The organism is Streptomyces sp. NPDC021096 (assembly GCF_040641275.1).
Taxonomy (GTDB): Bacteria; Actinomycetota; Actinomycetes; order Streptomycetales; family Streptomycetaceae; genus Streptomyces.
This window is the reverse complement of sequence record NZ_JBFADG010000013.1, coordinates 26,294-51,254: the sequence shown is the minus strand read 5'-3', so window position 1 is coordinate 51,254 and position 24,961 is coordinate 26,294. Positions and strand designations below refer to the sequence as shown.

General features: G+C 71.4%; 25 protein-coding genes. 14 read left to right on the top strand and 11 right to left on the bottom strand.

Going from position 1 to position 24,961, the window contains the following annotated elements; genetic code table 11:
* Window positions 1-3: 3 nt before the first annotated feature.
* The 3 genes from AB0G59_RS18500 to AB0G59_RS18490 form a co-directional block, all read right to left on the bottom strand.
* Window positions 4-3,255, bottom strand: a complete 3,252-nt coding sequence (locus tag AB0G59_RS18500) for a type 2 lanthipeptide synthetase LanM family protein (RefSeq protein ID WP_360912806.1) — start codon at window positions 3,253-3,255, stop codon at window positions 4-6.
* 142 nt (window positions 3,256-3,397) lie between these two features.
* Window positions 3,398-3,631: a cinnamycin family lantibiotic gene (locus AB0G59_RS18495; protein ID WP_071962206.1), complete on the bottom strand. Its 234-nt coding sequence runs from the start codon at window positions 3,629-3,631 to the stop codon at window positions 3,398-3,400.
* Window positions 3,632-3,674: 43 nt separating this feature from the next.
* Entirely contained in the window at window positions 3,675-4,034 is a 360-nt protein-coding gene (locus AB0G59_RS18490) for a DurN family substrate-assisted peptide maturase (RefSeq protein ID WP_360912804.1), read from the bottom strand.
* Window positions 4,035-4,162: 128 nt separating this feature from the next.
* Here AB0G59_RS18490 and AB0G59_RS18485 point away from each other — a divergent pair, with 128 nt between their 5' ends.
* Window positions 4,163-4,657 (top strand): GNAT family N-acetyltransferase, encoded by a 495-nt coding sequence (locus tag AB0G59_RS18485; protein WP_360912802.1) that lies wholly within the window; start codon window positions 4,163-4,165, stop codon window positions 4,655-4,657.
* Window positions 4,658-4,695: 38 nt separating this feature from the next.
* Here AB0G59_RS18485 and AB0G59_RS18480 read toward each other — a convergent pair whose 3' ends face one another.
* Window positions 4,696-5,238 (bottom strand): YbaK/EbsC family protein, encoded by a 543-nt coding sequence (locus AB0G59_RS18480; protein WP_360912963.1) that lies wholly within the window; start codon window positions 5,236-5,238, stop codon window positions 4,696-4,698.
* A gap of 74 nt (window positions 5,239-5,312) precedes the next feature.
* Entirely contained in the window at window positions 5,313-5,885 is a 573-nt protein-coding gene (locus AB0G59_RS18475) for an XRE family transcriptional regulator (RefSeq protein WP_360912800.1), read from the bottom strand.
* A 100-nt stretch (window positions 5,886-5,985) separates the two neighbouring features.
* On the opposite strand from AB0G59_RS18475, the gene AB0G59_RS18470 reads away from it, so the two are divergent.
* The gene (locus tag AB0G59_RS18470) at window positions 5,986-6,852 is read left to right on the top strand and encodes a DMT family transporter (protein WP_360912798.1); all 867 of its coding nucleotides are present in this window, start codon (window positions 5,986-5,988) and stop codon (window positions 6,850-6,852) included.
* A gap of 24 nt (window positions 6,853-6,876) precedes the next feature.
* Here AB0G59_RS18470 and AB0G59_RS18465 read toward each other — a convergent pair whose 3' ends face one another.
* Entirely contained in the window at window positions 6,877-7,410 is a 534-nt protein-coding gene (locus AB0G59_RS18465; protein ID WP_071962200.1) for a gamma carbonic anhydrase family protein, read from the bottom strand.
* A 193-nt stretch (window positions 7,411-7,603) separates the two neighbouring features.
* Window positions 7,604-8,272: a DedA family protein gene (locus AB0G59_RS18460; protein ID WP_360912961.1), complete on the bottom strand. Its 669-nt coding sequence runs from the start codon at window positions 8,270-8,272 to the stop codon at window positions 7,604-7,606.
* 1,187 nt (window positions 8,273-9,459) lie between these two features.
* On the opposite strand from AB0G59_RS18460, the gene AB0G59_RS18455 reads away from it, so the two are divergent.
* The 4 genes from AB0G59_RS18455 (at window position 9,460) to AB0G59_RS18440 (ending at window position 13,432) form a co-directional block, all read left to right on the top strand.
* A complete protein-coding gene (locus tag AB0G59_RS18455) occupies window positions 9,460-10,374 on the top strand; it encodes a hypothetical protein (protein WP_360912796.1) in 915 nt (304 codons plus the stop codon).
* A 43-nt stretch (window positions 10,375-10,417) separates the two neighbouring features.
* Window positions 10,418-11,527, top strand: coding sequence for a glycosyltransferase family 4 protein (locus AB0G59_RS18450; RefSeq protein ID WP_360912794.1), 1,110 nt, complete (start codon window positions 10,418-10,420; stop codon window positions 11,525-11,527).
* An 18-nt stretch (window positions 11,528-11,545) separates the two neighbouring features.
* Window positions 11,546-13,003, top strand: a complete 1,458-nt coding sequence (locus AB0G59_RS18445) for a hypothetical protein (RefSeq protein WP_360912793.1) — start codon at window positions 11,546-11,548, stop codon at window positions 13,001-13,003.
* 84 nt (window positions 13,004-13,087) lie between these two features.
* A complete protein-coding gene (locus AB0G59_RS18440; RefSeq protein ID WP_360912791.1) occupies window positions 13,088-13,432 on the top strand; it encodes a hypothetical protein in 345 nt (114 codons plus the stop codon).
* Window positions 13,433-13,532: 100 nt separating this feature from the next.
* On the opposite strand, the gene AB0G59_RS18435 is transcribed toward AB0G59_RS18440, so the two are convergent.
* Window positions 13,533-13,985 (bottom strand): DUF4442 domain-containing protein, encoded by a 453-nt coding sequence (locus AB0G59_RS18435; RefSeq protein WP_360912789.1) that lies wholly within the window; start codon window positions 13,983-13,985, stop codon window positions 13,533-13,535.
* A gap of 83 nt (window positions 13,986-14,068) precedes the next feature.
* Between AB0G59_RS18435 and AB0G59_RS18430 the strand changes: the two genes are divergently transcribed.
* Window positions 14,069-15,055, top strand: coding sequence for a proline-rich domain-containing protein (locus tag AB0G59_RS18430; protein WP_360912787.1), 987 nt, complete (start codon window positions 14,069-14,071; stop codon window positions 15,053-15,055).
* 57 nt (window positions 15,056-15,112) lie between these two features.
* Here the strand turns inward: AB0G59_RS18430 and AB0G59_RS18425 are convergent, their stop codons facing one another.
* Both AB0G59_RS18425 and AB0G59_RS18420 read right to left on the bottom strand, forming a co-directional pair.
* Entirely contained in the window at window positions 15,113-15,958 is an 846-nt protein-coding gene (locus AB0G59_RS18425; RefSeq protein ID WP_360912785.1) for a fused MFS/spermidine synthase, read from the bottom strand.
* A 56-nt stretch (window positions 15,959-16,014) separates the two neighbouring features.
* Window positions 16,015-17,187 (bottom strand): elongation factor Tu, encoded by a 1,173-nt coding sequence (locus AB0G59_RS18420; RefSeq protein WP_360912783.1) that lies wholly within the window; start codon window positions 17,185-17,187, stop codon window positions 16,015-16,017.
* Window positions 17,188-17,410: 223 nt separating this feature from the next.
* On the opposite strand from AB0G59_RS18420, the gene AB0G59_RS18415 reads away from it, so the two are divergent.
* The 4 genes from AB0G59_RS18415 (at window position 17,411) to AB0G59_RS18400 (ending at window position 21,413) form a co-directional block, all read left to right on the top strand.
* On the top strand, window positions 17,411-18,130 hold the full coding sequence (locus AB0G59_RS18415; protein WP_360912782.1) for a TVP38/TMEM64 family protein: 720 nt from the start codon (window positions 17,411-17,413) through the stop codon (window positions 18,128-18,130).
* Between the two features lie 163 nt (window positions 18,131-18,293).
* A complete protein-coding gene (locus AB0G59_RS18410) occupies window positions 18,294-19,166 on the top strand; it encodes an undecaprenyl-diphosphate phosphatase (protein WP_360912780.1) in 873 nt (290 codons plus the stop codon).
* A gap of 181 nt (window positions 19,167-19,347) precedes the next feature.
* Complete coding sequence (locus AB0G59_RS18405; RefSeq protein ID WP_360912778.1) at window positions 19,348-19,965, top strand: helix-turn-helix domain-containing protein; 618 nt, start codon at window positions 19,348-19,350, stop codon at window positions 19,963-19,965.
* Between the two features lie 107 nt (window positions 19,966-20,072).
* Window positions 20,073-21,413 carry an FAD-dependent oxidoreductase gene (locus AB0G59_RS18400; RefSeq protein WP_360912776.1) on the top strand — a complete coding sequence of 447 codons (1,341 nt, stop codon included), beginning with the start codon at window positions 20,073-20,075 and terminating at the stop codon, window positions 21,411-21,413.
* Window positions 21,414-21,438: 25 nt separating this feature from the next.
* Here the strand turns inward: AB0G59_RS18400 and AB0G59_RS18395 are convergent, their stop codons facing one another.
* Window positions 21,439-21,819: a helix-turn-helix transcriptional regulator gene (locus AB0G59_RS18395; protein WP_360912774.1), complete on the bottom strand. Its 381-nt coding sequence runs from the start codon at window positions 21,817-21,819 to the stop codon at window positions 21,439-21,441.
* 135 nt (window positions 21,820-21,954) lie between these two features.
* Here AB0G59_RS18395 and AB0G59_RS18390 point away from each other — a divergent pair, with 135 nt between their 5' ends.
* The 3 genes from AB0G59_RS18390 (at window position 21,955) to AB0G59_RS18380 (ending at window position 24,924) form a co-directional block, all read left to right on the top strand.
* Window positions 21,955-23,049: an NADH:flavin oxidoreductase/NADH oxidase gene (locus tag AB0G59_RS18390; protein ID WP_360912772.1), complete on the top strand. Its 1,095-nt coding sequence runs from the start codon at window positions 21,955-21,957 to the stop codon at window positions 23,047-23,049.
* Window positions 23,050-23,140: 91 nt separating this feature from the next.
* On the top strand, window positions 23,141-23,815 hold the full coding sequence (locus tag AB0G59_RS18385) for a uracil-DNA glycosylase (protein ID WP_360912770.1): 675 nt from the start codon (window positions 23,141-23,143) through the stop codon (window positions 23,813-23,815).
* A gap of 119 nt (window positions 23,816-23,934) precedes the next feature.
* Window positions 23,935-24,924 carry a BadF/BadG/BcrA/BcrD ATPase family protein gene (locus AB0G59_RS18380; RefSeq protein WP_360912768.1) on the top strand — a complete coding sequence of 330 codons (990 nt, stop codon included), beginning with the start codon at window positions 23,935-23,937 and terminating at the stop codon, window positions 24,922-24,924.
* Window positions 24,925-24,961: the final 37 nt, after the last annotated feature.

Here is a 24,961-nt window from a genome sequence, read left to right as displayed (position 1 = left end):
TCCTTACTGTTCGTGGTGCGACGGCGGGTCGAGGAGCAGCACGGACGGGACGCGGTCCGGGGCCGCCAGCCGCAGGAAGTGCATGCCGAATCCGGAGATGCCGATCATCAGTCCCGGAAAGAAGTCGGCGCTGTTGTCCGCCGTGCTGTCGCCCGCCTCGTCGAAGCTCCGCCACAGCGCCTGGACCTGGACGTTGGCCTCCAGCTGGAAGGCCGGTTCGTCGTTGAGCCGGGCGAAGCGCAGGAAGAGCTCGGCGTTGCCGGACGTGCCGTGGCACAGGGTGTGGTTCTTCAGCCGGGGGAAGTTGCGCATCGTCGCCGACAGCGCCTGCTGGGCCTCGCGCAGCAGTTGTTCGTCGGTCCGGCCGAGCGCGTCCCAGCTGGTGATCCGGGCGAGCCCGATGCCGGCCGCCCCGTTGCACCAGGCGTTGGAGAAGTGCCGGGCGCCCTTGACCGCGGAGCCGTTGTTGATCCGCAGGTCGTACCAGTCCTTCTCCGTCTCGTCGACGTACCGGTCCTCGTAGGCGAACGCCTTGCGCCCGGCCTCGATGTAGTCGCTCCGGCCGGTGTGGTGGCCGAGCTGGATCAGGGCCCAGCCGATGCCGCCGGAGCCGTGGGAGAAGCCGGTGAGGTTGCCGTAGGTCTCCTCAGGCGCGGACGGGGGCCAGCTGAGGGTCTCGCCGTCGTCCTCGGCGTGCCGCAGCAGGTGGCCGGCGCACCGGTGGGCGTGGTCGAGGCCGTGCCCGCCGCTCTCCTCGGCGAGGCCGAGCAGGACGGGGATGAGGCCCGCCGCTCCGTGCAGGATGTCGAAGTGCCGGTCCTCCTCGACGCGCCCGGGGATCTCGTCGCTCAGCCGGACGGCCTTCTCGAGCAGCTCCTCGTCGCCCCACAGCCGGTGCAGGTGGGTGAGGAGGTAGATGACGCCGCCGAGCCCCGCGAACGCGCCCAGCCGGTCGCGGTCCCATTGGGCGAGGACGTGGTCGAGGCCCTGCCGGGCGGCCTGCCGGTACTCCGGCCGGGGCACGAGCTGATCGAGGTAGGCGAGGAAGAGCACGACACCCGCGGAGCCCTGGTAGAGGTCGGCCTCGATGTCCACCTGCTCGAGCCGGCCGCCCGCCAGCTGGTACGAGGTCCAGGGTGCGGGGGCGTCGGGCGCCCTGAGCTCGCCGCACAGCCGGTTGCCGATCTTGACCGCGTAGTCCAGGGACGTGGCGACGAAGGAGGGGCTGCTGATCTCGTCCGTGGAGAGACTGGCGGCGATGTACTGGCTCTGCTGCTCGCGGTTCTCCTCCGACAGCCGCCTGATGCGGGCGGCGGCGTGGTCGATCGGCGAGAGGTCCAGGCGCGAGGGCAGCGGCTCGCCGTGCGCGTGCACCAGCTGCCTGGCATGGGCGCCCGCGGTGAACAGCGGCACGTCCAGCTGCCACATGGCGTTCACTTCGCGCACGGCGAGGATGCCCTCGGCGTCCCAGGTGCGGGGGAAGGTGCGCACGGTGTTGGCGAGCAGGTCCACTTCGAGGGGCTCGGTCAGGCACCTGGGGTGGCGGGCGGCGCTCAGCAGCTGGGCGTAGATCTGGGTGCCCCAGTTGATGAAGCGGGCCGTGACCCAGCTGAACGTCTCCATCACGAAGTCGACGGCGGCGTCGGGGTCCTTGGCGAACCAGGCGTAGACCCGGTTGAAGCCCTCCATGATCGACTCGGCGTGGTCCTCGGGGCGGACGAGCTCCTCGCCGAGGAAGACGCGGTTGGAGGCGCTGGTCTCCACGTGGACGCCGGTGCGGTGCACCACGGACGCCTCGAAGCTGAGCCCCTCGCCGTTCCTGCGGGCCACCGGCATGGGGACCTCGTATCCCTCGCCGCCCGCGTAGCCGCTGATCCGCATCTCGGCGGCGGCCTCCTCGCCCGGCCGGGCGGAGCGCGGCCACTCGAGCAGCCCGGTCTTGAACACGGAGTCGAGGAGGGTGCCTTCGGATTGCGAGCGGCCCTGCGGGTGGACGCCGAGGACCGTCTCCGCGTCGCACACGAAGGCGTGCCCGTCGGCGACGAGGATGTTCTCGAAGTGCAGGTCGCTGCCGCCCAGCACGTAGAAGACCGCCAGATAGCCGCCCAGCTCCTCGTAGATCCGCTCGACTTCCTGCGGCGTTTCCACGCGGTTGCGCCCGGCGGGTATCAGGGCTTCGTAGCCGTAGCCGTCCCTGGGCAGGACGGGCCGGGTCGCGAAGTCGACGACCCCGTCGTCCGCCAGGCGTGCGAGCAGGTCCTGGAGCGCCGCCTCGGAGCGGACGCTGCGCGGCTTGTAGAAGAATTCGGCGGTGCTTCCGTCGGCGAGCACGGCTTCGACGCGGGCGACGGTACGCGCGCCCGCGTGCGGGTCGGAGTCGCCCAGCCGAAGGGAGCGGAATTCGGTGATCCGCTGCCCGAAGAATTCGTTTCCGATGGCCTCCGCGTCGGCCGCCAGGCTTTCGAGGACGTCCCGGCCGAAGGAGGTGAGCAGGGCGGTGGTGTGCGCGAGCCAGCGGCCGAGCACGGGGAAATTCAGATAGAAGCGGTGATAGGCCGCACTGTCGGCGAACGTGGCGTCGAGATAGGCGAGATAGTCCTCGCGGCCTGCGGTGGACTTGTCGATTCCGGTCTGCGCGCAGTGCACGTTGGCGGCGGCTTCCACGGCCCAGGCCATGCTCAACTCGAAGCGGTCGAGCAGGTGGCGCTGCATGTCCTCGACCAGCTCGGGGCTCAGCAGGGTGCCTTCGTCGTCCGCCGCCGTCCGTACGGCGCCCAGGGCGCGCCCCAATTCGCGCAGGAACGGCTCGCAGGCCTTGGCCAGCCGCCCGTAATACACGTCGAACGCGCGCCAGGAGGGTTTCCCGGCGGCCGCCGGGTCCGACCGCTCGCGGTCGAAGGCGTCCAGGGCGGTGCGGTAGGTGGGCAGCCAGGCGCTGTGCAGCCCGTTCACGAGCTCGCGCGTCTCCTCGTCCGCCCCGTCCAGGCCCAGTTCGATCCGGCGGTACGCGGACAGCACGCCGACGAGCTCTTCCTTGGTGTGCTGGGGCGGCCTGTTGCGGTGGAGGGACTCCTGGTGGAACTTGTCGGCCAGCTTCCCGGCCAGTGTGTCGATCTTCCAGCGGTCGAACGCGTCGAGCTCGACCGCCGTGCCCTGACCGGTCTCCGCGGCGCCGCCCGCCGCGGCGACGACGCGCAGTCGCTCGGTCAGATTGGCCGCCCGCGCCGCGATGTCCAGCGGATAAGCGTTACCCATGTGCGAAACTCTCCTGCGGTCGAAGTCGAGGGAGCGCTCGTGGCCGGGGGTCCGCCGCGCGGCGCAACGCGGTGGGCCGGCGAGGGCCGACCCACCGCGTCATCGCACCGGGCGGGCGTTACCGCCCGAGGGCAACGGCCGCTTACTTGGTGTTGCCGTCACACACGAAGGTGAACGGGCCGAAGCTGCAGCTCTGCTTGCAGGCGAAGGCTTCCGTAGCGGCGATGTCCTTGGTCCAGAAGTCGAGGGACGCCTGGTCCTGCTGCTCCACGGGCGTGGGCAGGACCGCGGTCGAGGCACCGAACGCGGCCGGGTTCTCGATCAGCGCGGCGCGGAAGTCGGCGTCCACGACGGACTGAAGAATCGAAGCGGTCATGACTTACCTCCGATGTTGAGGTGAATCCCGACACCTGGCGATGTCAGGACGTCAGCCGGGCGACCAACGTGATGCCGGATTGCTGTTCGGCGTTCTTGAGTTCACGAATGGCCGGGCCCATGTTCTCGCTCTTGTTCTGCCAGGCGACCAGTTCCTTCTCCTCGCCGGAAACGCCGTCCCCGAGCCACAGGGTCTCGAGCCAGGCCTTCGTCGCGAAGGGATGGAGATTGGTGAGGGGAGTGATCCGGGCCAGTGCCGGCTCCTCGTGGAGCGCGAGAGCGAGCTCCAGCGCTTCACGCAGCTTGCCGTCGGGCGGCAGCAGGGAGCACAGAACCATGAGCTCCTGGATGCGGCGGATGATATCCACGTCCTGGTAGATCGTCGGTTCCTTGGCGCTTTTCATGGCCCGTCCCCATCCAGTCGGCTCCCGGTGAGAAAGACACTAGGGGCGCCCACTTTCACTACGGTTTCAGTCCGCTTTCAGGGACACCGGGCGTCCTTGGCGGTGCCGTGCCGGGATAACGTCGGTTCATGATCACCACACGCCGTGCCCGGCCCGAGGACGCAGCCGAGATCGTCCGGCTGCGCCGTCTGATGTTCGCCGCCATGGAGGGCCACGACTCCCCCGGTACGTGGGAGCGCGACGCCGAGAAGGTGGCCCGCAGGCAACTGGCCGCGCGGGGGCCGGGGCTGGGCGCGTTCGTCGTGGACGGCGATCCGGGGTGGGGCGGGCCGCACCTGGCGGCGTGCGCGGTCGGGCGGGTGGAGGAGCGGCTGCCGGCGCCCGGCCATCCCACGGGACGGTTCGGGTTCGTCTTCACGGTGTGCACCGATGTGCGCTACCGGGGGCGGGGGTTGGCGCGTGCGACGACCGAGGCCCTGCTCGACTGGTTCGCCGGCGAGGGCGTCACACGCGTCGATCTGCATGCGACGCCCGAGGCCGAACCGCTCTACCGGAGCCTGGGGTTCGCCGAGCACTCCCTGGCCCTGTCGCTCGACGTGTCACGGCAGAGCCGGGCGGTCTGAGCCCGGGCCCGGCCGGTCCGCCCGGGCCCGTAGCCGGGTCAGCTCCCCAGACCCGCGATCACCACGGCGCCCGGCAGTTCGGCGAGGGCCTTGCCGGGGACGATGAGCTTGCCGCGCCGGCTGCCGCTGCCGATGAGCACGTACGGGCTGTCGGCGACGGCGGCGTCCACCAGCACCGGCCAGCCGGCGGGCAGCCCGATCGGGTTGATGCCGCCGTACTCCATGCCCGTCTCGCCGAGCGCGGTGTCCATCGCCGCGAACGAGACCTTGCGCGCGCCGAGATGGCGGCGTACGACGCCGTTGACGTCGGCGCGGGTATGGCCCGGGACGACGCAGGCGGCGAGGGAGCTCTCCCCGCCGCGCTTCGCCGCGACGATCACACAGTTCGCCGACTTCTCGAGGAGCCACTGCCCGTAGTGCGCCACGAGGACGGCGGTGTCCGCCTTCTCCGCCGCGGTGTCGACGTGGAGCAGCTCCTCCACGGGCACCGGGCCGCCCCAGCCCCGGATCGCCTCGGCCACGGGCGGGACCAGCAGGTCCAGTCGCTCGATGGCGGGCCGGACGTCGTCGAATGCCTCCATGGGCGTCGGGTGCACGGGGTTATCGGTCATGATCGTCACCGTAACAGCCCGGCCCCCGGCGGCGCCGGGCCGTCTCAGCGGGCGGGCGGTACGGCCACCACCATGGTCATCTCCACGGGCTCGGTGCCGTCGTTGCGGTAGGTGTGCGGCACGTTCGCCTCGAAGGTCGCCGAGGTGCCGGCGGGGACGGTGTGCTCCTCGCCGTCGACGACGAGCGTGAGCTCGCCGGCCGTCACCCGCAGCAGCTCGATCGTGCCGGGCGGGTGCGCGTCGGAGACGCTGCTGTCGCCGGGCACGATCCGCCACTCCCACAGCTCCAGCGGCCCGCGCGCCTCGGTCCCGACGAGCAGCGAGGTGTGGCTGCCCGCCTCGGTAGACCACATCCGCACCACCTGTTCAGGGGCTACGAGCCGGACGCGGTCGCCCTGCTCGTAGTCGAGGAGGGTGGTGATGCTGACGCCGAGCGCGTCGGCGAGCTTGACCGTGGTGCCGACGCTGGGGTTCGTACGGGCCTGCTCGATCTGGATGATCATGCCCCGGCTGACGCCCGAGCGTGCCGCCAGGGCGTCGAGGGTGAAGTTGCGCTCGCCGCGCCAGCGCTTGAGGTTGCGGGCGAGTGACTGCGTGAGCTGCTCGAGGTCCGTCACAGTCCATCCAGTCCAATGTATTAATTAATGAAGTTCAGCAGCATGCACTACGGTGTCATGGACGCCACCATTCACCACACTGTACTGCGAGGTCTCTCCCATGACACCGGTCTTCGCCCTGGCCACCAGCCTCATGTGGGGGCTGGCCGACTTCGGCGGCGGGCTGCTCACCCGGCGCATGCCCGCCCTGACCGTGGTCCTGCTCTCCCAGCTGCTGGCCGTGGGCGCGCTGGGCGCCATCGTCGTCGCCACCGGCGGCTGGTCCGAGGCCGGGCCCGAGCTGTGGTTCGCGGTGGCCGCCGGCGTCGTGGGCCCCGCGGCCATGCTCGCCTTCTACAAGGCCCTGGCCCTCGGGCCCATGGGAGTCGTCTCCCCCCTCGGCGCGCTCGGCGGCGTCGCGGTGCCGCTCGGCGTCGGCCTCGTCCTCGGCGAGCGCCCCGGCATCCTGCAGTTCGCGGGCATAGCCGTGGCCGTCGCCGGCGTCGTCCTCGCCAGCGGCCCGGGCCTGGGCGGGGCGCCCGTGCAGCGCCAGACCCTGATCCTCACCCTGATCGCCGCCTTCGGCTTCGGCTCCGTGATGGCCCTGATCGCCGAGGCCTCGCACACCCTGACCGGGCTCTTCCTCGCCCTGTTCGTCCAGCGCCTGTGCAACGTCGTGGTCGGCGCGGGCGCGCTCTACGCCTCCGTACGGCGCGGCGCCCCGTGGCTGCCCGAGGAGGGCTGGAGCGGCATCCGCTCGGCCCTGCCCGCGCTCGCCTTCGTCGGCCTGGCGGACGTGGCCGCCAACGGCACGTACTCCATCGCCGCGAACAACGGCCCGGTGACCGTCGCGGCGGTGCTGGCCTCGCTCTACCCGGTGGTCACCGCGCTCGCCGCCCGCGGCGTCCTGCGCGAGAAGCTGCAGACGGTCCAGGCCGCGGGCGCGGGCCTCGCGCTCGTCGGCACGGTCCTGCTGGCGACGGGCTGACGCACACCCCGCACCGCGCGGCGCTCAGTCCTCGGCCAGCGCCTCGCGGTGCGCCTTCACCAGCTCCAGGTACATCACGGCGTTGAGCCGGATGTGCTCGAGCTCCTCGGCGGTCAGCTCGCGGCGCACCTTGGCGGGCACCCCCGCGACCAGGGAGCCGGGCGGCACCTGCATGCCCTGCGGGACGAGCGCCTGGGCGGCGACCAGCGAACCGGCGCCGATCCTGGCACCGTTGAGGACGGTGGCGCCCATGCCGATCAGCACGTCGTCCTCGACGGTGCAGCCGTGCAGCACCGCGTTGTGCCCCACGGTCACCCGCTCCCCGACGGTCACCGGGAATCCGGGGTCGACGTGCACGGTGCAGTTGTCCTGGATGTTGCTGCCCGCGCCGAGCGTGATCGGCCCGCAGTCGGCGCGCAGCACGGCGCCGTACCAGACGCTCGTGTCCGCGGCGAGGGTGACGTCACCGGCCACGACGGAGGTCGGGGCGACGAATGCCGCCGGGTCGATCTCGGGCCGCTTGCCGCCCACCGCGAAAGTCAGCGCCTTCTCCGTCACCGCACACTCCTCGTCCGTCGCCCTCGTCTCCACAGCACCGTAAGCGAGGGGCCGTCAGTCAGCGGCCGGCTGGGGCCAAGATCACAGGACCGCGCGCCACGGCGGCAGCGGCGGCGTACGACGAAGGCCCCCGGCCGGAGCCGGGGGCCTTGTCCTGTTCTCTGCGGTCCGCGAGGGGCGGAGCGCGGGTGCCTCACTCCGCGGTGGCGACGGCCTCGGTCTCGCGCTGCTCGCCCGTCGGCGCGGCGGCCTGGGCGGCACCGGCCTTCTTGGCCTTGATCCGCATGACGATGAAGGAGCCCAGGCCGAACAGCAGGGCGGCGACCAGGCCGAGCCAGGAGAACTTCTTCAGCCACTCCTCGGCGACCTTGCCCACGGAGTAGATGACCGCGACCGTACCGCCGGCCCAGACGATGCCGCCGAGGACGTTGGCGATCAGGAACTTCCAGTACGGCATCTTCAGCACGCCCGCCAGCGGACCGGCGAAGATGCGCAGCAGGGCGATGAAGCGGCCGACGAACACGGCCCACATGCCCCACTTCTGGAACGACCGCTCGGCGGTGGCGACGTGGTGGGGGCCGAAGTGCTTGGGGAACTTGCGGCCGAGCCACTCCAGCAGCGGCTTGCCGCCCTTGCGTCCGATCAGGTACCCGATCGAGTCACCGACGATCGCACCCGCGATGGCACAGGCGCCCAGGATGTACGGGTTGATGTGGTCCTGGGTGGCGGCCAGCAGCGTGGCGCTGACGAGGACGATCTCACCGGGAAGCGGGATGCCCAGGCTCTCCAGCCCGATGACTCCGCCCACCAGAAGGTAGACGGCTATCGCCGGTACTGTCTCGAGCCACTCCTGGATGTGCAACGCCGGTTCCTCCCGTTGAACGACCTGCTTCGCGCCGCACGTCATACGACGCACGGCGCGAAGCCTACTGGAGGTAAAGACTCGCTCAGCGGTCCGACGGTTGACCCGGAGCGGCCACTTGTTCGGCGGCGGGGGCCGCACAAGGGTCATACGACCCCTTTACCCCGTCGCCCCCTCGAACCCCGGACGCCCCAGGCGTCCCCTCCCCCAGAGCCGACCCCCTTTCCGGACACCGCTCCGGGAAACCGGACCACGCATGGCGGGCGCCTAAACAGCCACTGAACACGCGCCCGGTCGTCAGAAATCGGCTCGCCGGTCGGTACATCACCGCCGGGGAGGCGCGCCACACCACGCCACCTGCGACGTTCCCGGCCGGCATGCCCCCGAAGTGATGCAGCGCACATTATGGAGGGCGTTCATGGAAACGCGTCGTTCGAGGGGCGCATACCTCTCCACGATCCCCCGATAAACGACCGAGAGGCCTTCCGGTTGGCATTCCGGTTGAGGGGTCGGCATCCGCACGAGATGGGCATTACCGAAAACCGATGGAACGGCATGAAGTTCCATCAGCTTTCAACATTCCAGCTTTCTCCCTCTTCCGCGCCGCACTCCGGGCAGACGGCTGCTGACAAGGCCGAACGATCGCCCTGACCGAGCCCGCACGCCGGAACCGCACAGTGGGGATTCGGCCCCAGCAGCCGAAATGACGCCCATGGTTCCGGCCGGCGCGGGACGGTCACTCCGGGTGAGAATTCCGACGAGATTCGGCCCACGTGCGACGGAAACACGTAAACGACCGGAAACACGCCCCTGACCAGGAACTTCTCATGCGGATCCAGCAAACGGAAGAGAATATACCGTTTAATGTCAACGCGTGTTGCGTAATGCGTCCATCCCGATAAACGCTCCCATCGTCGCAGCTCAGCGGCGGTTTTCACGCCCCGCACAGGCCGGGCGGGCAGCACACGACAGGGCGCGGAAAAGGCCTGGCGCGTTGATCCGCCCTTGCCGAATCTCTGCTTTGACCCCCGCGTTCCGGGGCCCGTACGTTTCTCTCCGTGTTCGGCGGTCGCCTCGACCACGATCTCGAATGGCCGAGCCCATCCCGCCCGGAATACCGCCGAACACGCTCCATTGAATTCCCCCGCATCACTCATTCAAGTGTCCCGAGTGAAAGGAAAATCGCGATGACCGCTGTCGAGGCCCTGAGTTTCGACGCACAGTCGTCTCCCGACGGCCGGCCCGCCGCGCTGTTCACGGTGGTTCCCGGGGGCCCGCCGGACGTGGCCCTCGCCCCCGCCGGCGAGACCGGCTACCCGGGAGTGCGTCTGCAGCAGGCGGGCGAGACCGGAACGGTGCCGCCGCAGGACGTCTACGTGGCCCTGCCCCGGGGCAAGGGTCTGCAGTTCGTCCCCGAAGGCGGGGGCGACTACCTGCTGACCGTGCTGGACGCCCGGGGGCACACGAACACCTACCGCGGGATCCTGTCGTCGGACGGCCAGGCCGTCACCTTCGAGGGCGTCGACCCGGCCCTGTCGGACAAGGGGTCGAAGTCCACGGCGTGGCTGGCGGTGAAGGCCTCCGACAACGCCCGGCGGGGAGAGACGTACCTGACCTTCTGCGTGGGTGACCAGACGTCGGGCTCCACGCTGATCCGCGTCGTGGACCGCATCCCGTTCTCGGTGACTCCCGGTGGCCCGCCGGACGTGACGCTGAATTCCGCCAACCCGGTTGGCTACCCGGGTGTGGGGCTGCAGGCCCGGGACAGCGGCACGGTCTCTCCGCAGGACGTCTATGTGGCCCTCCCCCGCGGCAAGGGGCTGCGGTTCGTCGCCCAGGGCGGAACGGGCTACCTGCTGACCGTCGAGGACGCCCAGAAGAACAAGAAGACCTACCGCGGGACCCTGTCGTCGAACGGGCAGGCCCTCACCTTCCAGGGCGTCAATCCGGCCCTGTCGGGGAAGGGGGCGACGTCTGTGGCCTGGGTCGCCGTGAAGGCCGCCGACGGCGCCCCGGCGTCGAAGGACGCGATGAGCCTGACCTTCTGCGTGGGCGACCAGACCTCGGGCTCCACGCCCGTCCATGTGGACAAGCCGGCCTGATGACCGCCGCATCGCCCTCATCAACCGGAAGGAGCGCATTCAGGTGAACACGGTGACGGCCCGCCCACCCCGACTGTCCGCGGCCACCAGGTCGCGCAGCATGTCCATCGTGGCCCGGGTGTACGGATATCCCCCGGCCCACAACGCGGGATCCGAGTGGATGCTCCACTCGATGCTGCGCCCCCTGAGCGAGCGCGGCCACCGCGTGTCGGTCTGGTTGTCGCACCCCGGGACCATCGAGAAGACGTACGACATCGACGGAGTGCGGGTCGTCCCGTATCAGGAGGGCGCCGAATTCGCCGCCGAGGCGCAGAAAGCCGACGTACTCCTGTCCCAGTACGAGAACGTTCCCATCGTGTCGGGGCTCGCCAGGGCCCGGCAGATCCCCGTGGTCGTGATCTGCCACGACAACTTCGCCGCCAGCTTCCACGACGCGGCGGGAGCCGATCTCGTCGTCTACAACAGCGAGTGGATCCGGCGCGACGGCGAGATCCACTACGGGCGGTACCCCCGCGAGTTCCTGCCCCGCCGCACGATCGTCGTCCGCCCACCCGTCATAGCGGAGCACTACCGCACCACCCCGGGCGACCGCGCGACCCTGGTGAACCTCAACCCCGACAAGGGCGGCGAGATCTTCTGGCAGATCGCCGCCTGGACCCCGGAATGGAAGTTCCTGGGCGTCCGCGGCGCCTACGGACAACAGACCAAACCGCCGACGCGCCTGCCCAACTGCGAAATCGTCGACGGCGTGCCCGGGAACGAGATGCGTGAGCACGTCTACAGCCGATCGCGCGTGATGCTCATGCCGAGCCTGTACGAGTCCTGGGGGCGCGTGGCAGTGGAGGCCTTCGCGTCCGGCATCCCGGTGATCGCCCACCCCACCCCGGGGCTGGTCGAGTCCCTCGGCGACGCGGGCATCTTCGCCTACCGCGACGACCTGAACGCCTGGATGCACGCCCTGCAGTCGCTGCGGGACCCGAAGAACTGGGAGCGGGCGTCCCGCCGGGCGAAAGCGCGCTCCGCGCAGCTGAGCGCGACCCCCGATCTCGACCTCTGGTGCGAAGCCGTCGAGTCGCTGCACGAAGCGAAGCGACGGACGACGTTCCGCGTGGCGGGCGCACCCCACTCGGCGACGCCCCTCTCGGCGAAATAAGAGACAAGGAGAATCTCCGTGCCCTCGCACTTACCCGAACAGATGGAATCGGCTGCCGCCGGCAGCGATGACGGGAACCCAAACCTGGTGAAGGACGGAAACTTCAAGCACCGTCCGGTCTTCACGGACAGCAAGTGCGGTTACAGCCAAGCGCTCGCCAAGGGCGCGAACGTATCGCTCCGCTACTGGGACTACGGCGGCAGCGGCAACCCCAACGGGCAGCCCGATCCCGGCGTGAACGCGGGAGAATACGTCGACGTCTCCACCCACATGTACGCCTTCGCCAAGAGCGACATGGAGGACCGGGTCGACGGCAGCAACGCGATCGACCTCGTCGGCCGGGGCGACAACCGTCACGGGTACATCGGGCAGCTCCTCCCCGACCTGATACCCGGAGCGCAGTACGACGTCACGTTCTGGGCCGGGGCACCCTGGTACGGGGAAGAGCCCCCGCACGCCACGAGGATGCGCTACAAGGTCAACGACGGAATGTCGCGCGATGACGGGAAGGCGCTGGACCAGGAGTACGTCAGCGTCCCCGAGCCGCCGAGGGTGGCGATTTCCGGCGGCAGCTGGGTGCGGCAGTGGAAGCAGTACCAGCGGTCCTTCATCGCTCTGTCGTCGAACGCGTACCTCTCCTTCGCGGACGACACCACCAACCGGTACACGACCGGCACCCAACTGGCCTGTGTCTCGGTGCGGCTCTCCGTTCCGGCGCACGACTACCGGATCGCCAGGACGGCCCCGGAGACCTCCCCGGACAACCCCCTCACCGCTCCGACGGACACCCCGTTCGACGGCTTCCGCGTGCAGTTCTCGGACGAGGCCAACCAGCCGCTCTCCTCGCAGCAGGTATCGCTGATCCTGGATCCGAGCGCGACCGGCTCCCACTTCGTGCACGACGGCCGGGCAACACTGACGTACCCCGGGAAGACGGGCGTCGACGGATGGCTTTCCGTTCCCGCAGGAGCGGTGCAGGCAGGATCCCAGCAGGGCCCCATGCGGATCCACGCGCAGCTGAACACCACACGGCTGGGCGGTCAGGTGGACCTGAGGGTCGGGGCGCCCGTGGCCCGGTTCTCGGTGTACAGGGGCGGGTCGATGCCGCTGGCACGCGCCGGCGGGACCGGTTACCCGGGTGTGAACCTGCGGGCCAACCAGGATGACCCCGTCCCTCCGCAGAACGTCCGGGTGACCCTCCCCCCGGGCAGGCGACTGCAGTTCGTCGCCCAGGGCGATCCCGGGTACCAGCTGACCGTACAGAACGGCGGTCAGTACAACGGGGCCTTGTCGCCGGACGGCCAGACCCTCACCTTCGAGAACGTCGACCTGGCCCTGTCCGGCAAGGACTCCACGGCCCTGATCTGGGTCGCGGTGAAAGCCCCCGGAAACGCCACGCTCGGCGGGACGGAGCTGAGCTTCCGGGTGGGCGACGTCACTTCGCCTTCCTCGTCCATCACCGTCGTGGACAAGTAGCACGACCGAGGACCGGCGCGAACTTCCGCGGGAATTCCCCCGCAGGAATCAACGGCACCATCACATCGTTCAGGAGGAAGCACCATGGCGCTTTACATGACCGAGGTCCCCATCTACGTGGACAACGGAAGCTGCATCGACGGCGAGATAGGGAGTGGGACTTTCACCCTCCCCGGGAAGGTCCGTCTGGACGACGACAACCAGCCCGTCATCAATGTGTCGCTGAAGTCCTTCGTGCTCGAGTACGAGCGGCCCCTCGAATACGGCGTCGGCCACGAGCACATCAAGCTGGACCTGCCGACGGGCGGCAAGAAGAACGGCATGGTGTCGGCGAAGCTGCAGCTGCGGCCCGCCTCCCCGGGCCGGGACTGGCTGTTCAAGGGCAGCGTCACCGCCCTGGTCATCGCCGATCTGGTGGACGGCAGCTGATCGCTCGCCGACAACCGGAGGACCTCCACAGAGAAGCCCCGAAGCGCTGCTGCGCTTCGGGGCTTCCCGTGTACCAGGGCCGATGGGCCGATGTCAGCGGCTACGCATTGGGCCGCAGCGTCCACACCACGGTCATCTCGCCGGTCTCCGCGCCGTCCTCGCGCGTGATCGAGACGCGCACGGGGAACTCGGGGCGCTGCCCCGCGTCCAGCTCGGCGACCACGTCGGCGGCCGGGCGGCCGAGCTCGGCGGTGGCGGTGACGGGGCCCATGGCGAGCTTCTTGTAGCCGATCTCGGCGCGGACGGCCAGCGGCACGGCGCGCGCGAGCTGGTCGCCGAAGGCGGCCAGGACGATGGCGCCGCTCGCGGACTCGGCGAGGGTGAACATCGCGCCGGCGTGCGGGCCCCCGACGTGGTTGTGGTAGTCGGGCTGGTCGGGCAGGCGGACCACGGCGCGCTCCGCGGTGGTCTCCTCGAAGACGAGGTTGAGGGTACGGGCCATGGGCACGGTGGCCACGAGGGCTTCGCCGATCGAGGGCTGGGTCTGTGACATGGCCCGAAAGTTACCAGCCAGTAGCACAACCGGGAAGGGGCGGGGACCACAAGTGTCACCATCGCCCTCTATGGTTATCGGCCATGTGGCCAGGACAGCAGGCGCCCGGGGGCGAGCAGAACCCGCAGGACCCTCACCAGAACCCGTACCAGCAGCCGGGATACCCGCAGCACAACCCGTACCAGCAGCCGGGCTATCAGCAGCCCAACCCCTACGCGACGCAGCCGGGCGCCCAGCAGCCGGGCCCCGCGCAGTGGACCGCTCCGGCCACACCCGGTGGCCCGCAGCCGGGCGGTGGCGGCGGTAACAAGCGCACCACGATCATCGCCATCACCGCGGCGATCGCCGTGGTCGCCGCCGCCGTGATCACCGGTGTGATGGTGCTCGGTGGCGACGGCGACGACAAGGAGCCCACGGCGAAGGGCGGCGCCCAGCCGTCCGCCTCGGCGCCGGCGTCCCCGAGCGCGACCGCGGAGGCCCCCGAGGACAACCCGCGCGCGGGCGGCGAGATCAAGCCGGTGATCGACGGCTGGAAGACCGTCATCAGCTCCAAGCGGCACAACGCGTTCGACGTGCCGTCGGACTGGGAGGTCGAGTCGCCGACCATGTCCCACGGCTTCGAGGACGACAAGGGCAAGGGCCTCGTCGCGATGTCCGCCACCGCCTCGTACAAAAAGGGCGAGTGCGAAAAGAACGACAAGCGGGGGTCCGCCGGGACCAAGGGCGCCCAGGGCGCCAAGAGCGAGGCGAGCGCCGCCGAGATCGAGGCCCTCAACTGGGTCTACGCGGCCTTCGACCAGAAGCAGACCGGCAAGTTCAACCAGACGAAGGCCCAGCCCTTCAAGAGCGACCACGGCATCACCGGCTACACGGCCTCCGCGACGGTCACCGGGGTGAAGAAGACCGGCAAGTGCGTGACCGACGGCAAGGCCTTCACGGTGACGTACAAGGACACCAACGGCGATCTGGCGACGTGGGTGCTCTACGCCGCCACGGGCTTCGACGGGGAGCTCCCGGACGAGACCATCAAGAAGATCATGAGCTCGCTCCGCCCGCTGAAGTCCTCCTGACCTCCTGATCCTCCTGCCCCGAGCCGCCCGGGCCCGGCGGCGGTACCGGCCGTCGCCTCAGCCGACGCTGAACGCGCCGCCGGGCGGCTCGGGCGAGGCCACCGCCTCCGCGTCGCCCACCGGAACCGCCCCGGCGGCGAACCGTGCGAGCGCGGCCCCGTGCTCGACCCGGGCCGGGAAGGCGTCGGCGGCGGCGCGGCGCGCGAGCGCGGCCACGGGCAGTTCCGTGTGCGCGGCCACCAGTACAGCGTTGCCGAAGCGGCGGCCCCGCAGCATGGGGCCCTCCGCGATCAGGCACAGGTGCGCGAAGACGGCGGCGAACGTGGCCACCTGGGCGCGGAGGAAGTCGAAGGGCGCACCGTCCGCGAGGTTCGCGGTGTAGTGCCCGTCGGGGCGCAGCACCCGTGCCGCGGTGCGGGCGTATTCGAGGGACGTGAGGTGTGCGGGCACCCGGGAGCCGCCGAAGACGTCCGCGACGATGATGTCGGCGGAGGCATCGGGGGCGGCCTCCAGGGCCGCCCGCGCGTCGCCCGCGCGCACCTCGATGCCCGATCCCTCCGGCAGCGGGAGGTGCTCGCCGATCAGGGCGATCAGGCCCCGGTCCGCCTCGACGACCAGCTGGCGCGAACCGGGCCGGGTGGCAGCCGCGTAGCGGGGCAGGGTCAGGGCGCCGCCGCCCAGGTGGAGCAGGTCCAGGGGCCGGCCGGGCTCGGCGACCGTGTCCAGGACGTGGGCGAGGCGGCGGGCGTACTCGAACTCCAGGTAGGTGGGGTCGTCCAGGTCGACGTACGACTGAGGTGCGCCGTCGACGGTCAGCAGCCAGGCCCGTGCCCGGTCCACGTCGGGCATGAGCTTGGCGGTGCCCCAGTCGACGTCACGGGTCACGGGTATCGGTTCGTCCACCTCTCTATTGTGCCGACCCCCTCGTCCCGGTGCGTCCAGGCGCCGCCACGCGGCGCTCATCCCAGGACGGCGGTGACCGTCCCCGTCGCGAGGGTGCGGCCGCCTTCCCGGAGCGCGAAGCCGAGGCCGGCCTCGAGCGCGAGCGCGCGATCCAGCGCGACCGTCATGGTCACGGTCTCGCCGGGGTGGGCGGTGCCGCGCAGGCCGAGGTCGATCTCGCCGGTCACGTCGGCGGTCCGCAGGTGGAACTGGGCCCGGAAGCCGGTGCGCAGGGGCGTGCGGCGGCCGCCCGCGTCCGTCGTCAGCAGGCGTGCCCGCGCGGTGAAGCGCCGGCGCGGTGTGACGCTGCCGGGGGCGGTGACCACGTCGCCGCGCAGCACGTGCTGGTGCATCACTCCGCGCAGCAGCAGTGCCACCCTGTCGCCGGCCTCGGCGGCCTCCATGGGGCGGCGGAAGGTCTGCAGTCCGGTGACGTGCGTCCCCCCGAACTCCGCGGGGAGTTCGACGCGGTCCCCCAGGCGGACCGTGCCGCTCTCGACGACGCCGGTGACGGCCGTGCCGTGCCGGCGGATGGTCAGGACGCGCTCGACCGGCATCAGGAAGGGGGCGTCGGTGTAGCGCACCGGCGTGGGGACGTAGGTGTCGACGGCGTCCAGCAGCGCCTCGACGGTCCCGGTCCACCGCGGGTCGCCCAGCAGGGCGCGCAGGGCGGAGACCCGTACGACGGGGATGCGGTGCCCGGCGAGGCCGTGGGCGGTGAGCAGGCGGCGGACGTCCAGCTCGACGAGCTCGGTGAGCTCGGGTCCGGCGACGTCGGCCTTGTTGAGGGCGACCACGAGGTGCTCGATGCCGGCCCGGCGGGCGAGCAGCACGTGCTCGGCGGTCTGCGGCATGACGCCGTCGAGTGCGCTGACGACGAGGATCGCGCCATCGAGCCGGGCCGCTCCCGCGATCATGTTCTTGACGAATCGGGCGCCGCCGGGCAGGTCGGCGTGGGCGTAGTGGCGGGTGTCCGTCTCGTACTCGACGTGTGCGGTGTGCACCGAGCCGCCGTGTGCCGCTTCCTCGGGCGCCCGGTCGAGGCGGTCGACGGGGGCGAAGGCGGCGGTGCCGTGGGTGCCGAGGATGCGGGTGATGGCGGCGGTCAGGGTGGTCTTGCCGTGGTGGGCGTGGCCCAGGGTGCCGATGTTGAGATGGGGTTTGGTGCGCGCGTACGCCTGCTGGGGCATGACTCCTTCTTCGAGCTCTTCGGGATGGATGCCCCGCCGGCACATGCTCCGATGCTCGCGCACGCCCGGGGGCGCGTCGAGCGATTTTCGCGTGCGGCCGTTCGTGCTCACCGGGCCGTCCGGAGGGCGGCCGGAGGGACGGGAAGTGACCGTTCGCTTGTGGTTCCGTACCGGCTCGGTGACATCACATCGCCCTTACAGCGGTGTCGGTTACGCTCCTTCGATGCTCGATACCGCCGCCGTGTCCCCCGGCCCCGCCGAGCGCTGCGTGCGTGCGCTGCTGTCGCCGTGGGCCCGGCTGGGGCTGCTCGTGGCGCTGCTCGGCGGCGCGGTCACGGCCGTGCTGCTCTGCCGTCCGGAGCGGTTGCTCGCCGGTGGCTGGCCGCCGCAGCTCTCCGGCGGCACGGCCGTGGTGCTGTTCGCGGTGGCGTACGGGCTGTGCACGGCGGCCTTCGTGCCGCGGCCGGTGCTGAATCTGGCCGCGGGTGCGCTGTTCGGCGCGCCGCTCGGTACGGCGGGAGCCGTCGCGGGCACGGTGCTGGGCTCGGGCATAGCCTTCGGCCTGGGCCGGCTGCTGGGGCAGGACGCGCTGCGGCCGCTGCTGCGCGGGCGGTGGCTGAAGGCCGCCGACCGGCAGCTGAGCCGGCACGGCTTCCGTTCGATGCTGGCCCTGCGGCTCTTCCCCGGCGTGCCGTTCGCCGCGGCGAACTACTGTGCGGCGGTCTCCCGGATGGGATGGGCCCCGTTCCTTCTGGCGACGGGCCTGGGGACCGTGCCCAACACCGCGGCCTACGTGGTCGCGGGCAGCCACGCGGCGTCGCCCACCTCGCCCACGTTCCTCGCCGCGACGGCTTTCATCGCGGTCACCGGGCTGGCGGCCGTGCTGGTGGCGTGGCGTCGCAAGTCCCTGGTGCGCAGGCCGGACGACCGCTCCGGGTCGTGAGATGAATTCGCCCTGACACAGGCGCGTACAGTGCGTGAATTATTGGCCCAGGGATCAGTGCTACGCGCATATATCTACAAAAAGATGAGAGCCTGCAAACCAAAACCGAACACACGGGATCCGGACGTCCGGCCGTGACCATTAATCGGATGGCGCAGATTTCATGAGCTGGTTCGAATCCTTCGTCCTCGGGCTCGTCCAGGGACTGACCGAGTTCCTGCCGATCTCCTCCAGCGCCCACTTGCGGCTGACCGCCGCGTTCGCCGACTGGCAGGACCCGGGCGCGGCGTTCACCGCGATCACCCAGATCGGCACCGAGGCCGCCGTCCTCATCTACTTCCGCAAGGACATCGCACGCATCGTCTCCGCGTGGTTCAGGTCGCTGTGGGACCGGCGGATGCGCGGGGATCACGACGCGACGATGGGCTGGCTCGTGATCGTCGGCTCGATCCCGATCGGCGTGCTGGGCCTGGCACTGAAGGACGCGATCGAGGGCCCGTTCCGGGATCTGCGGCTGATCGCGACCATGTTGGTGGTCATGGGCGTCGTGCTGGGCGTCGCCGACCGCCTGGCGGCGCGCGACGAGAAGGGCGGACGGCACCGTGCCGTCCGGCGGCGCAAGGACCTCACGCTCCTGAACACCAAGGACGGCCTCGTCTTCGGCATGTGCCAGGCCATGGCCCTGGTTCCCGGCGTCTCCCGGTCGGGTGCGACGATCAGCGGCGGTCTGTTCCTCGGCTACACCCGTGAGGCCGCGGCCCGTTACTCCTTCCTCCTGGCCGTCCCCGCCGTCCTCGCGTCCGGCCTCTTCGAGCTCAAGGACGCGGGCGACGGGCACACGGCGTGGCCGCAGACGGTCTTCGCTACGCTCGTGGCCTTCGTCGTCGGCTACGCCGTGATCGCATGGTTCATGCGCTTCATCTCCAGCAGGAGCTTCATGCCGTTCGTCGTCTACCGCATTCTGCTCGGACTGCTCCTCTTCGCCCTGGTCGGCGCGGGCGTCCTCTCCCCGCACGCGGGCGAGCTCGCCGACTGAGGGGAAAACGGGCGGAAAAGGCCAAGGACAAGGGGCGGAAAGAGAAAGGCCGTTGGATCGGACGATCCCCCGCGTCGCCCGATCCAACGGCCGTACCGAATACGCCCTGCTCAGTGCCAGGACAACCGGCAGCCCCCTGAGTATATTGGCTCGGAGCCAGTCAACGCAGGAGATTAAACGCATGTCACCGCGCAGCGCCGCGGCCAACGAGGAGTTGCGCCGCCGCTCCCGCGAACGCCTGCTGAGGGCGACCGTGGAGCTGGTGGAGGAGCGCGGCTTCGAGGCGACGACGCTGGCGGACATCGCGGACCGGGCCGGTACGGCGCGGGGGCTGGTGTCGTACTACTTCCCCGGCAAGCGGCAGTTGCTGCAGTCCGCCGTGCACCGGCTGATGCACCTGGAGCTGGCGTCCTGTCTGGAGCGCGAACCGCGCACGGAGGACGGGCGCGCGCTGCTGGCGCGGGCGATCGACGCGGTTCTCGGGCTCGCGTGGGAGCGGCCGCGGCTGATGCGCACGCACATGGCGGGGATCCTGACGGCGGAGGGCTTCATCCAGTGCCCGGAGCAGCAGCGGCTGGCGTCGTTGTTGCGCGACACGGTGGCGCGCTACGGCTCGGCCGACCCGGAGAACGACTACCGGCTGCTGCGGGCGCAGTTGATGGGCGCGGTGATGGCGGTCCTGGTGCCGGGGGCGCCGATGCCGGCCGGGCTGCTGCGGGCGGAGCTGTTCCAGCGGTACGGGCTCGCCTGGGAGCTCGGTTTCCCGCCCGGCGCGCAGCCGCCGCCCCCGGGCGTCTGAGGGGCGGGCGGCACCGGCAACGGGCGGGGGGCCGGTTCCGGGCGTCGCACCTCCCGTAACCCGGCTCCCGGTGGGATCCTGGACGCACTCGCGGGAAGGAGCCCTCCGTGCTTCGCGTCGCAGTCGTCGGATCGGGACCCAGTGGGGTCTACACCGCCCAGGCCCTGGTGCAGCAGCGGGACGTCCCCGGGGTGACCGTGGACGTGCTCGACCGGCTGCCCTGCCCGTACGGGCTGGTGCGCTACGGGGTCGCCCCGGACCACGAGAAGATCAAGTCGCTGCAGAACAACCTGCGGGAGGCCCTTGAGCACCCGGCGGTGACCTTCCTCGGCAACGTCCGGGTGGGCGACGGGCTCGCGCCGCGGCGGCTGCTGGACCTCTACCACGCCGTCGTCTACTGCGTGGGCGCGGCGGCCGACCGGAGGCTGGGGATCCCCGGCGAGGACCTGCCGGGGAGCTTCTCGGCCACGGAGTTCGTCTCCTGGTACAGCGCTCACCCGGATGCCGCACCCGGCGGATTCGTTCTCGGGGCGCGCTCGGCCGTCGTCATCGGCGTCGGCAACGTGGCGGTCGACGTGGCCCGGGTGCTGGCCCGGGGCGCGGACGAGCTGCGGGCCACGGACGTGCCCGACGCGGCCCTGGCGGCGCTGGCGGACAGCCGGGTGGCGGACATCCACATGGTGGGCAGGCGCGGCCCGGCGCAGGCGAAGTTCACCACGAAGGAGCTGCGCGAGCTGGGGGCGCTGCCGGGCGCGGAGGCGCTCGTGGAGGGCGGGGAGGCGGCTCTGGACCCGGCGTGGGCGGACGCGTCGGGGCTGCCGGCGGCCGCCCGGCGCAACGTGGAGGTGCTGCACGGCTGGGCCCGGGAGGGCGGCCGGGGGCGCGGGCGGCGGATCCGGCTGCGGTTCTTCCTGCGGCCCGTCGCCCTGCTCGGCGACGACGCGGTGCGGGCGGTGCGGTTCGAGCGCACGGAGCCGGACGGGCGCGGGGGCGTGGTGGGGACGGGGCGGTTCGAGGAGATCGAGGCACAGCTGGTGCTGCGATCGGTGGGCTACCGGGGCGTACCGATCCCCGGGCTGCCGTTCGACCCGGAGAACGGGACGGTCCCGCACGACCGGGGGCGGGTACTGCGCGACGGCGTCCCCTCGCCCGGTGAGTACGTGGCGGGCTGGATCAAGCGCGGGCCGACCGGGGTGATCGGCACCAACCGCTCGTGCGCCAAGGAGACGGTGGCCTCGCTGCTGGCCGACGCCGACGCCTTCGGCAAGCGGCCGCTGCCGGAGGACTCCCTCGACGCGCTGCGGCTGGCGGGGCAGGAGCCGGTGCGGTGGCCGGGCTGGCTGGGGATCGAGGCGGCCGAGGCCGCGCTCGGGCAGCGGCTGGGCCGCGGCACGGTGAAGATCCCGGACTGGGACGGGCTACTCGCGGCGGCCCGCGGGCAGGGCTGAGCCCCACCACCGCGCCGCCCCGCCGTCAGTCCTCGCAGGCCGCTCCGGCGGCGTGGGCCTCGCCGCCGAGCCGGGCGCACTGGCCGGCGTAGGCCGCGAGGACGCTGTCGAGCAGTCCGGGGAAGAGCGCGTCGAGGTCGTCGCGGCGCAGGGAGTTCATCTTCGCCGTCCCCCGGTAGATCTGGTGGATGACGCCGCTCTCGCGCAGCACCCGGAAGTGGTGCGTGGTGGTGGACTTGCTGACGGGCAGGTCGAAGACCGAACACGACTGCTCGGCCTCCGCCTCGGCCGCCAGTGCCCGCAGGATCCGCAGCCGCATCGGGTCGGAGAAGGCGTGCAGGACGCCCTCGAGGCGGATCTCCTCGCGGGCGGGGTGCTCGAGGGAGCGGCTGGTCCGCGTCGTCATGGCTGCTCCTTCTCCGGGCGGCTGGGGCGGCTCCATTGTACGAGGACCTTCGTAGTTTGACATTCATCGTAGTACGAGGGTTATCGTACGAGCAGAGTGAAGCCGAGCCCGCCTCGAACTCGAACGGAGCCTGTCGTGAGCAACCTGTTCCAGCCCTTGACCCTGCGGTCGCTGACCATCCCCCACCGCGTCTGGATGGCACCGATGTGCCAGTACTCGGCCGAGGTGTTCGGGCCCGGCGCGGGTGTCGCGAACGACTGGCACTTCTCGCACTACGCCTCCCGCGCCGCCGGCGGCACCGGCCTGATCCTGGTGGAGGCGACCGCCGTCAGTCCGGAGGGCCGGATCAGCCCCGCCGACCTGGGCCTGTGGAACGACACCCAGGTGGAGGCGCTGCGCAGGATCACGGCGTTCCTCAAGGACCAGGGCACCGTGCCCGGCATCCAGATCGCCCACGCCGGCCGCAAGGCCGCCACCGACCGCCCCTGGCGCGGCGGCGAGCCCGTCGGCCCGGAGGAGGGCTGGCAGCCGGTCGGGCCGAGCCCCGTCCCGTTCAAGGACGGCCACCCGGTGCCCGAGGAGCTGACCGTCGCACAGATCAAGGAGATAGTGGGGCAGTTCGGTGCCGCCGCACGGCGGGCCCGGGAGGCTGGCTTCGAGGTCGTCGAGGTGCACGGCGCCCACGGCTACCTCATCCACGAATTCCTCTCCCCGCACAGCAACCACCGCACCGACGAGTACGGCGGCTCGTTCGAGAACCGCATCCGCCTCGCGCTGGAGGTCGTGGACGCCGTCCGCGCGGAGTGGCCCGAGGAGCTGCCGGTGTTCTTCCGCGTCTCGGCCACCGACTGGCTGACGGAGAACGCCGAGGACCCCCGCGAGGGGTGGACGGCCGACGACACCGTCCGCCTCTCGCGTGAACTGCGGGCCCACGGCGTCGACCTGCTCGACGTCTCCTCCGGCGGCCTCGCCCCCGGCGCCCGCATCCCCGTGGGCCCGGGCTACCAGGCGCCGTTCGCCCAGCGGGTCAAGGAGGAGACCGGGCTGCCCGTGGCCGCGGTGGGCCTGATCACGGACCCTCAGCAGGCCGAGGAGATCGTCGCCGGGGAGCGGGCCGACGCGGTCCTGCTGGGCCGCGAACTCCTGCGCGACCCCGCCTGGGCCCGCCGCGCCGCGAGCGCGCTGGGCGGCGAGACGCGCGTTCCCGACCAGTACGCCTGGGCCATCTGACGGCCGGCGCCCGCACTCGGGCGCCGGCCCCCGCCGGCGTCCGACGGGCGCGTTCGTCCGAGCACCGGCTGAGCCAGTAGAGTGACGCTCCGTGGCTAGACCCTTGAACGAGATCGTCGAACCGGGCTGGGCCAAGGCACTCGAGCCGGTGGCCGGGCGGATCGCCGCGATGGGCGACTTCCTGCGCGCCGAGATCGCGGCGGGCCGGACCTATCTGCCCTCGGGCGCCAACGTGCTGCGCGCCTTCCAGCAACCGTTCGACGACGTACGAGTACTGATCGTGGGTCAGGATCCCTACCCCACGCCCGGGCACGCCGTCGGCCTGAGCTTCTCCGTCGCACCCGAGGTGCGGCCGCTGCCGGGCAGCCTGGAGAACATATTCCGCGAGCTGCACACCGACCTGGGCCTGGCCCGGCCGTCCAACGGGGACCTGACCCCGTGGACCCGGCAGGGCGTCCTGCTCCTCAACAGGGCCCTGACCACCGCCCCGCGCAAGCCCGCCGCACACCGCGGCAAGGGCTGGGAAGAGGTCACCGAGCAGGCGATCCGTGCCCTGGTCGACCGCGGCAAGCCGATGGTCGCCGTGCTGTGGGGGCGCGACGCGCGCAATCTGCGCCCGCTGCTGGGCGGGATCCCCTGCGTGGAGTCCGCGCACCCCTCCCCCATGTCCGCGGACCGCGGCTTCTTCGGCTCGCGGCCGTTCAGCCGGGCCAACGACCTGCTCGCACGGCAGGGTTCGGCCCCGGTGGACTGGCAGCTCCCCTGACGCCGGGGCACGGCCGGCGGTAAGGTGCCCGCCATGTCGCTTCGTACGAGCACGGGTGCCGCCGTGGCCGTCCGGCCCGCGGCCGCATCCGGTGCCCACGGGTCCGGGTGACGGGACGCATGGGGTCCCTGTCCGGCCGGATACTGGGGGTCGACTCGGGCGGCTCGGGCATCCGGGTCGCCCTCGCCCGGGCCGACGGCGCGGGCGAGGCCCTCGCCTGGTCCTCGCCGGTGCCGGTCGGCACCGGCGGCAGGGGGATCGACGCGCGGGGCCTCCTCGACCGTGTGCTGCCCGCCGCCCGTGAGTTGCTCCGCAAGGCCGGCTCCACCCGCTGCGAGGCCGTCTGCGTGGGCGCCGCCGGCATGTCCACCCTCGGGGACGACCTGCGCGCCGTCCTGCCCGACGCGCTCCGCGAGGAGCTCGGGGCGGGCCGGCTCGCCCTGGCCTCCGACGCCGTGACCGCCTATGCGGGCGCCCTCGGCCAGCGGGCGGGCGTGGTCGTGGCCGCCGGTACGGGGCTGGTCGCGCTCGGCACCGACCTGACGCCGCAGGGCGGCTGGCGGCGCGTGGACGGCTGGGGTCATCTGCTGGGCGACTGCGGCAGCGGCGCCTGGATCGGGCGGGCGGGGCTCGAGGCGGCGATGCGCGCCTACGACGGCCGCACAGGCGGCTCGCCCGCGCTACTGGCGCGCCTGGAGGCCGTGTTCGGCCCGGCGCGGACGCTGCCCGGCACGCTCTATCCGCGGTCCGACCGGCCGGCCGTCCTGGCCTCCTTCGCCCCGGAGGTGGGCCGGTGCGCACCGGAGGACCCGGTCGCGGCCGGCATCCTGCGTACCGCCGCCCGGCACATCGCCGAGGCCGCCGCGGCCGCCTGCCCGCCGCCGCTCGCGCACGGCCGCCGCGAAGTGGCGCTCACCGGAGGAGTGTTCCGGATGGGGGAACCGCTCCTCGGGCCGTTGCACAAGGAGTTGCAGAAGCAACTTCCCCAAGTGCGCCGCACCGCCGCCGCGGGCGATCCGCTGACGGGCGCACTGCATGTGGCCCGGGCTTTGGCGACGGACAGCCTGACGTTCCCCATCGACGATATGCTGCTCAGCGTCGTTTGCTGATCACATCCGTCTTTATCGCTCGAACCGATGAACAAAT

Coding starts and splice junctions, on each gene's coding strand:
- AB0G59_RS18500 (WP_360912806.1), bottom strand. CDS start 3,255: ATGGGTAACGCTTATCCGCTGGACATCGCGGCGCGGGCGGCCAATCTG.
- AB0G59_RS18495 (WP_071962206.1), bottom strand. CDS start 3,631: ATGACCGCTTCGATTCTTCAGTCCGTCGTGGACGCCGACTTCCGCGCC.
- AB0G59_RS18490 (WP_360912804.1), bottom strand. CDS start 4,034: ATGAAAAGCGCCAAGGAACCGACGATCTACCAGGACGTGGATATCATC.
- AB0G59_RS18485 (WP_360912802.1), top strand. CDS start 4,163: ATGATCACCACACGCCGTGCCCGGCCCGAGGACGCAGCCGAGATCGTC.
- AB0G59_RS18480 (WP_360912963.1), bottom strand. CDS start 5,238: ATGGAGGCATTCGACGACGTCCGGCCCGCCATCGAGCGACTGGACCTG.
- AB0G59_RS18470 (WP_360912798.1), top strand. CDS start 5,986: ATGACACCGGTCTTCGCCCTGGCCACCAGCCTCATGTGGGGGCTGGCC.
- AB0G59_RS18455 (WP_360912796.1), top strand. CDS start 9,460: ATGACCGCTGTCGAGGCCCTGAGTTTCGACGCACAGTCGTCTCCCGAC.
- AB0G59_RS18440 (WP_360912791.1), top strand. CDS start 13,088: ATGGCGCTTTACATGACCGAGGTCCCCATCTACGTGGACAACGGAAGC.
- AB0G59_RS18435 (WP_360912789.1), bottom strand. CDS start 13,985: ATGTCACAGACCCAGCCCTCGATCGGCGAAGCCCTCGTGGCCACCGTG.
- AB0G59_RS18430 (WP_360912787.1), top strand. CDS start 14,069: ATGTGGCCAGGACAGCAGGCGCCCGGGGGCGAGCAGAACCCGCAGGAC.
- AB0G59_RS18420 (WP_360912783.1), bottom strand. CDS start 17,187: ATGCCCCAGCAGGCGTACGCGCGCACCAAACCCCATCTCAACATCGGC.
- AB0G59_RS18415 (WP_360912782.1), top strand. CDS start 17,411: ATGCTCGATACCGCCGCCGTGTCCCCCGGCCCCGCCGAGCGCTGCGTG.
- AB0G59_RS18410 (WP_360912780.1), top strand. CDS start 18,294: ATGAGCTGGTTCGAATCCTTCGTCCTCGGGCTCGTCCAGGGACTGACC.
- AB0G59_RS18405 (WP_360912778.1), top strand. CDS start 19,348: ATGTCACCGCGCAGCGCCGCGGCCAACGAGGAGTTGCGCCGCCGCTCC.
- AB0G59_RS18395 (WP_360912774.1), bottom strand. CDS start 21,819: ATGACGACGCGGACCAGCCGCTCCCTCGAGCACCCCGCCCGCGAGGAG.
- AB0G59_RS18380 (WP_360912768.1), top strand. CDS start 23,935: ATGGGGTCCCTGTCCGGCCGGATACTGGGGGTCGACTCGGGCGGCTCG.